General features: G+C 36.4%; 4 protein-coding genes and 1 tRNA gene. 4 read left to right on the top strand and 1 reads right to left on the bottom strand.

The window, feature by feature from the left end; genetic code table 11:
* The 4 genes from U9P79_09040 to U9P79_09025 all read left to right on the top strand — a co-directional run.
* On the top strand, positions 1-584 hold a 584-nt coding region (locus U9P79_09040), incomplete at its 5' end, for a choice-of-anchor Q domain-containing protein (protein ID MEA2104765.1).
* A gap of 678 nt (positions 585-1,262) precedes the next feature.
* Complete coding sequence (locus U9P79_09035) at positions 1,263-2,096, top strand: DNA alkylation repair protein (GenBank protein MEA2104764.1); 834 nt, start codon at positions 1,263-1,265, stop codon at positions 2,094-2,096.
* Between the two features lie 209 nt (positions 2,097-2,305).
* Positions 2,306-5,953, top strand: coding sequence for a C25 family cysteine peptidase (locus U9P79_09030; GenBank protein MEA2104763.1), 3,648 nt, complete (start codon positions 2,306-2,308; stop codon positions 5,951-5,953).
* Between the two features lie 14 nt (positions 5,954-5,967).
* Positions 5,968-6,043 (top strand) — tRNA-Lys (locus U9P79_09025).
* A gap of 508 nt (positions 6,044-6,551) precedes the next feature.
* Here the strand turns inward: U9P79_09025 and U9P79_09020 are convergent.
* Positions 6,552-6,813: PP2C family protein-serine/threonine phosphatase (locus tag U9P79_09020; GenBank protein MEA2104762.1), on the bottom strand; the 262-nt coding region annotated here is incomplete at its 5' end.

The raw sequence follows: 6,813 nt of genomic DNA, 5'->3' as shown, positions 1-6,813 counted from the left end.
ACTGCAATATTGAGAATGGAATTAATGCAATTAATACAAACAACAATGGCACAGTCAACTGGGGACCGGGAAACATAGACGAGGAGCCAATCTTTGTGGGCGGAGATCCGTTCAGTTATGAACTCACGGAAGATTCTCCCTGCATAAACGCCGGCACACCGGATACTACGGGACTAAATTTACCGGAACTGGATTTGGCAGGAAATCAAAGAATTTACAACGGCAGAATAGATATCGGAGCGTATGAATATCAGGGACAGGGAGTAAATAATCCGGATACTTCATTTATTCATAAATTATATTTATTCCAAAACCAACCGAATCCCTTTAAAGATGAAACGGAGATATTATTCATCACCACAGACTATGAGCGGGTAGAAGATTATCAACTCTCCATTTACAACGTAAGAGGACAATTAATAAAAAGATACAACGGAAAAAAAGACGAGTTTTGGGCAAAGACCAAAATCATCTGGGACGGGAAAGACAGATACGGAAATGAAGTTTCAGCGGGAACATATTTTTACAAACTGGAATATGGCAAAAATGCGGTAGTAAGAAAGATGGTGAAGGTGGGGGAATGAGTTCCGCATTATGAGTTGTCTGGATTTACAATGCAACGATCCGTTGGAGTGAAACCGCTAACTAGTGTCCATCCGTAAACTACTATTTTATCAATGCCTCCACCAGCTGGTGGATGATTGGACGCCGAAAAATCTCAAGTGGAATATAAATACAAAAACATTCCACCCCGATGAAATCCCAGTGAAATCCCAGTGAAATAAAACAGATAAAAGCATTTCACAGGATAAATAAAAAAAATAAAGGCATTTCACGGGATAAATAAAAGAAAAAGGCATTTCATTGGGCAAGCAGGGCAAGCACTGATTCGGCAGATAAACCCCTGTTGAATATTAAAATACAAAGCATTAAACGGGGATACTACACTTTTTATAATTAAAATTTTATCTTGCGAAAATCGGTTTTAATCTGCGTTCATCTGCGTCCAATCTATACTTTAAGAGTAGACACTATATAAATCTTACGGAAAATCTAAAAAATTATATGTATTTATGGTGCGGTTCGCCCAGCACATCATCAGTGATACTTGACAGAGAATTCCCACTTTCAGAAAGTGCCCCTTTAGAGAAATAGTTATAACAAATTTAGATATTATCAATCGCAAACAATTACTCAGCCAATACTTTGACAATATTTTTGAACGCTACAAATAAATAAACTATTTCCAAAGAAAGGTTTTAATGGTAAAAAAAATTGGTAGATTATCCCGAAATGAAAAAAATGAAATATATGAGGAAATTCATGATTTTATTGATCAGTTCAAAAAATCGAATAAAACGGCAGAAAAAAAATTAAACAAACTTGTAAATTGTCCAAATTATTTCGGACGTGAGTTTATCGCTTCCTATTTGGCAAAATCACCCATCGCAAACAAACTTAAATCGGTGATGAAAAAACTTCTTGATTCAAAAGAATATCCTGTTCGGGCAACCGCATTATTCTTTTTCTATAATTATTATGCTTCTCAACCCGAAAAAATGATAGATATTGTCAGCGAATACTTTGATTCAATAAAATGGGAAGCAGAAAATATTATTGATATTTTTTGGAAAAGTAATCAAAAACTGATGAAAAAAAATATGCTAAAATGGATTGAAAGCCCGGATGAACGAAAGCGTTCGCTATCTTTTCATGGCTTGGAGAACTTGTGTTACCACGATCCCCAATTTGTACTGGAATTTATTGAAAAAATCATTGATGATGAAAGCATTGAGGTTCAGAAAAAGATTACTCATACGATTATTCAGGTTGCAAGGGTAAAACCTGCTATTGTCTATCCCTATATCAGAGAGTGGCTTGTGGATGCGGATGAAAAGCGGCAAAAAACTATCTGGGTATCAATGACAAAATTGGTTAATAGTTTGCACGGACTCGGTGCTAAGGAGAGAAGTAAAGATTTTGTAATGCTTACCAAAGAGACTATTAAAAACTGGAAATTTGAAAAAAATAGAAAAATTTCCAAAATGGGATCTCAACTATCGGAACTGCTTTATTCGAAGAAAAAATACAGATAAAAAGAACAAAAATCACTTAAAATTATAAATTTGCAAAATACGATCATTCCCCCAAAATACATAATCCCCTCTTTTCCTGAGAGTTTTAGCACGTAATGATGTTAAGAAAAATTTTAAACCAAACACATAATATCTGAACAATAAATTTGACATAGAACTCCTGTTTACAAATTTTTTGCGAAAAATATAGAAAGTAAAGGATAAATATTATGAATAAAAAAATTATGCTGATAGCGACTGGTTTTATACTATGTTTTTCTATCCTATCAGCCAATCAAACAACTTATAATTACAATTTTGATGAACCCATATTAACAAATGGGAAAATCGAATCAAACCTGAATTCAAAAATTATTTCACCGGGTGAACCTGCCGTTCCGTATTTCACCGCAAAAATACTTTTACCTTACGGAGAAAAGATAAATGGAATAAATATAAACAATTCAAATTGGATTCAAATTTCCCAAGATTTTAAACTTGATTTTGCGAAGCAACAGTTACCCATCAGTTCTTCTCAGAATATTCTACAACAAAGGAATGCCAAAATTTATAATTCCGACAATCCCTATCCTGCTCTGAATTACGAGCATTTAGGCACATTTACTTATGCCGGACACAGCATTGCTATAATCAAATTATTTCCGATTAAATATTTACCAAAATCCGGTATCGTTCAATATTCTTCGGATTGGACACTAAAAATCTCTACAGAATATATTGAAAAACTTGCAGTTCATCAATCCCGAATGCTGTGCAGCTCCACTGAAGTGAAGGCTACAATGGAGAAAATTTCCGATGAAACCGCTGCCTTTCAATCTTATATTGGCAAAGAAAGCATACCTGCATTTTCGGATGACTTAGTGAATCCCGATGATCCTCACGATTATCTTATCGTAACATCCGAAGAATACGTCTCCATATTTCAAACATTTGCAGATTGGAAGGATGGATATGGGTTGAATTCTGCCATCTTCACAATTGAAGAAATCTATGAGAATTACACCGGTTTAGATAATGCAGCAAGACTAAGAAATTTTTTGATTGATGCATACACTTCTTGGAATTCTACCGATACACCTTTGCAATACGTTTTACTTGGTGGTGATGACGAAATTATCCCAGTCCGCAAACTTTATGGTGAAGTTGGCAATACGATCGGCTCCATCCCTTCAGATCTTTATTTTTCCGAATTTGATAGTGATTGGGACAGCAATGGCAATGGCGTTTATGGAGAATATCCTGCTGATGATGTAGATTTTATTCCGGAAGTTGCGATAGGAAGGCTTCCCGGAGATAACGAAACTGATTTTACAAATATGTTTAACAAGATCGTCTCTTATAAAGAAACTCCTAGTCCATCTCTTGAAAAGGCATGTATGGTTGGTGAAAATCTGAATTGGAATCCGGTTACATGGGGTGGCGACTATAAGGACGATGTTTTAAGCAGAATTCCCGAAAATGATTATCATTTTTATACTCTTTATCAGCGAGATGGAACTTATTCTGAACAAGGCGTTTTCAACATGATCGACGGCGGATGCGGGATAATGAATCATATGGGGCATACAAATTATTCAATACTAATGGGGATGACACCCAGCACACCTGCACAATTCTCAAATAACGAATTTGGAATGGTGTACACCCAAGGCTGTTATCCGGCAGCATTTGATGAATTAACCAGCCATTCAGGTGAATCAATTGGCGAAAAACTTGTTACTGTTGAAAATGGTTTAATGGCTTTTGTGGGCAATACCAGATACGGATGGTATGCTCCCGGTTCTATCGAAGGTGCATCTCAGCAATTCGACCGAACATTTTTTGACGGTTTGTATGCTGAAGATATAAAAAAATTGGGTGAATGTAATAATTATTCAAAAGTAGAGCTGCTCGGCACTGTAAATAACGGAGTAATGAGATGGTGCTATTATGAACTTATCCTCTTTGGTGACCCTGATTGCGAGATCATCGTTTCTGAAGGTGGCAATTTTCCTTACTTGGAACCCGATCTAATCACATATGACGATCCGGAAGGTGATAATGATGGTGTAATAAATCCGGGTGAAGAAATTAGAATGACAGTAGATGTTGCCAATCTTCCTGACTGGGAAGTGGCTACTGATGTCAATCTCGTTATGCATTATGAAGGGGATGAACTCACTTTTTCAGACAGCACAGCTTTTTACGGAGTTATATTACCAGGGCAAGTAGCAAGTGGTGAAAATGACCCGATAATTTTTCATGTTTCAGACGATTGCCCTCTTGGGGAAATCTTTTTCGAGCTAGTGATCAATTCAAACAGTTCATCCCAATATCCGTTTGAAAAATCATTTACTCGTCATTTTTCAATTTCTATTGAGCAATTGAACTGGCCCAAATATCTCGGTTATAACGTGAATTGTTCTCCCTTGATTATTGATTTTGATAATGACGGCGAGAATGAGGTGGTAGTTGTGGATGCCGGAGGAAATCTGTATTCTATTGAATCGGATGCAACTGTTTCTGCTAATTTTCCGGTGAACCTTAATGCTGAAGTCAAAACAAGTCTTGCAGTCGGAGATATTAATAACAATTCTGAATATGAAGCTGTAATTGCAACTTATGACGGGAAAATTATTGCTGTAGATAATTCCGGAAACATTCTTTTTGAATACGAAACCGCTGAAATATTTAACTGTACTCCTGCTCTTTCCGATATTAATGATGACAATTTGCTTGAGATAATTGCTCCTTCTGTCAATGGAAAATTGTATGTTCTTACATCTTCCGGTGATGATTATCCCGGATTTCCGTTTGATGTTGGAGAAATCATTACTACAAGTCCGGCAATCGGAGATGTTGACGAAGACGGCATAAAAGATTTCCTTTTCGGTACTACCACTGGAAATTTGTTTGCGATCAATGAAGCCGGAACAGCCTTATCAGATTTTCCGATAGAAACACAATCTGCTATCTGGTCGTCTCCGATTATTTATAATGATAACAGCATCGTTTTTGCAAATAATGACAACAAATTTTTCATGGCAAATGGATTTGGTGAAATTTTATCAACCGTGGATGTTTCTGCAAACATTATATCTTCTTTGATTGCATTTGAATCCGCACCCGATGAATTTTTATTCGGTTTTAACACGATTTCCGGTTCGCTTGGTCTTGTGGATGAATCCGGAAATTTTCTGAATAATTGGCCCGTAATTGTTGGTGGAAATACTAAATACAGCCCGATTGCCGCAGATATTGACGATGATGGTCAGATTGAGATCATCACCTCAACCATTGGTAATTTTCTCATGGGTTATACTCAGGAAGGTGAAATCCTCAGCGAATTCCCGATTATAAATGATATCTCACTCAGCAGTCCTGTTGCCCTTGGTGATTTGGATGGAGATGGAGATTTCGAAATTGCTTGTGGGAATGATACCGGAATTTCTATTTGGGATTACAAAAAACCACGCGGTTCTCTTACTCCCTGGTCAATCTACCGTGGAAATATTCACCGAACTGGAAATTATAGCGATAATGTTATTCAATCTGTTGAACAACCACCAGAACAAACAGAGGATTTTACCCTTGATCAGAATTATCCAAATCCGTTTAATTTTTCCACAACAATTTCTTTTACCACCAAAAATGCTGATGAAATTGCCCATATAAAAATATTCAATATAAAGGGGCAATTGGTAAATACTTTAAATCCGGAAAAAGTGGATTATCCAAATACAAATCAGCATAAATTTATGGCAACTTGGAACGGATCGGATAAACTGGGAAATCAGGTAGCAAACGGAATTTATTTTTACAAATTATTGACACGAGATAGCACTCCCCAAGTAAAACGCTTACTAAAAATTAGATAGAATAATTTATTAGTGCACCCATAGCTCAATCGGTAGAGCAACTGACTCTTAATCAGTAGGTTCCGGGTTCAAGTCCCTGTGGGTGTACCATTTTAAAAAAAAACTCGACTCGGACGTCGTCTGTTGCGTTCGAGTCGGGATTTTTTTTTGCAAAGTGAACGAAAACCCGAGTCGTGTCGAAAAGAGTAAAGCGGCTCGAGTTTCAAAATATTTGCATTTGCCAATTAGCCAGAACTGCGACCTGCGAGCAAATTTATTTGTTTTTTTATAAGGGCGTAAACGCCCTGGATTATTTTTTTTGCTTTAAAAACCCAGCCATAAATGACTGGGCTATTTTTTTCAAAATCAATTAAAAAAACTCGACCCTATAGAAATAGAAAATAAAAGGCATTTCACCCCGATGAAATCCCAGTGAAATAAAACAGATAAAAGCATTTCACAGGATAAATAAAAAAAATAAAGACATTTCATAGGGCAAGCAGGGCAAACAAAAATTAGTCAAAGTGTGGGAAAATAAACTTCCGATTTTGTGGTCATTTCGACTTCCGTTGACAAAAAGAGTAAAGCAGCTCGAGTTTCAAAATATGGACATAACAAATCAGATTTTTCGTTTTAGCAAAAGCAAAGTAATATCATCGAATTGATTTTCGCCTTGAAATTTTTCCAGATCCACAAGCACGAAATTGAGAATATCTTCCACATTTTCAGAAGGGCAAGATCGAAGAATGTTCAAGAAGCGTTCTTCCCCATATAATTCATTCTCTTTTGAAGTGGCTTCTATAACGCCGTCTGTGTAAAGAACAACGATATCGTCTTTATCCAAATGATCTGTTTCTTGGTTGAATTTATGCGATTCGTAT

The sequence above is a fragment of the Candidatus Cloacimonadota bacterium genome (genome assembly GCA_034661015.1).
Taxonomy (GTDB): Bacteria; Cloacimonadota; Cloacimonadia; order JGIOTU-2; family JGIOTU-2; genus JAYEKN01.
The sequence above is the reverse complement of the archived record's forward strand: the minus strand, read 5'-3'. Positions and strand labels throughout refer to the sequence as shown.